The sequence below is a fragment of the Limosilactobacillus avium genome, from assembly GCF_947381485.1.
GTDB lineage: Bacteria > Bacillota > Bacilli > Lactobacillales > Lactobacillaceae > Limosilactobacillus > Limosilactobacillus avium.
The window spans coordinates 1-1,073 of the sequence record NZ_CANCWN010000078.1 but is presented as its reverse complement, the minus strand read 5'-3'; the positions used below and the strand labels follow the sequence as shown (position 1 = coordinate 1,073).

General features: G+C 40.9%; 1 protein-coding gene. It reads right to left on the bottom strand.

The features are described from left to right. Positions 1-19 precede the first annotated feature (19 nt). Entirely contained in the window at positions 20-985 is a 966-nt protein-coding gene (locus QOS01_RS10370) for an IS30 family transposase (RefSeq protein WP_081538467.1), read from the bottom strand. Between the last annotated feature and the right edge of the window lie 88 nt (positions 986-1,073).

Below are 1,073 nucleotides of genomic sequence, written 5' to 3'. Positions count from 1 at the left end.
CCTGAAATGTCAAATTAAGTTAGAAAGAAACTAACTGTGCGTCTGTGATATTCTCCATGAATACCTCAATGGGTGTGCGATAATGTAGCGACTTCCGTGGAATATTGTTTCGGTATGACATTAGCTGAGTAACTAATTCATCCGGAAGATTACGGAAGTCTTTCTTTTTACTCAGACCATCACGACGAAGAATACCGTTGGTGTTTTCGTTTAACCCTCGCTGATTAGGCGCACCAACTTCCGCAAAGTATGTCTGGATATCATGCTTATTGGCAATCTCACGCCAGCCCGCAAATTCCTTACCGTTGTCAAAGGTGATGGACTTAAAAAGATGACGAGGCTGTTTTGATAGCCACTGATCCAAATAATAGTTCACACTCTCAGCTGTTTTGTGATGGACATTCAAGACAATCTCAACTTTTGAGATTCGTTCTACTAGGGTCATCACAGCGCCATGGTGAGCTTTCCCTTGAACCGTATCAGCTTCTAAATGACCAAATTCATGTTGGTAATGTGGAAAATCGCGGTAACGTTGGTAAATACTGCGACCAAGATGGCCAGCTTTCCCACGTCGTTCAACGTAGCCATTTGGATGACGGTTACCTTTCATTGGTAACTGCGTAATATCAAAGTCATATTGACCACGGGCAAACATGCGATAAAGTGTCCGCATACTACAACTGATTTTCTCCTCTGACCGACCAATAATGGTATCTGGCGTCCAACCTTGGCTAACTTGCTTGGTAATGTAACTTACTTCATCATCAGGTAACGTCATTGGTTTACGACCACAACGGCGCTTATTCTGTTGGTACTGCTTTAAATACTGCGTAATTGTCTTACCCGTATCCAAGTAACGATAAACTCGATAAATTGTTTCAGCACTACGCTTTAGTGATTTAGCAACTTGATAAGCTCGAGTGTCTTGACGATAAAATTCAGCTATGAGAGTTAATTCACGTGTGGTAAGATGTTTGTAGGTCATTTGTGATTACCTTTCTTTTGATTAGGGATACTCAAAAGTCTATCACAAATGGCTTTTTTGTTTTTCTAACTTAATTTTACAAACCGGG

What these genes read in the sequence shown, in the direction of transcription:
- QOS01_RS10370 (WP_081538467.1), bottom strand. Translation starts at nt 985, where the DNA reads ATGACCTACAAACATCTTACCACACGTGAATTAACTCTCATAGCTGAA.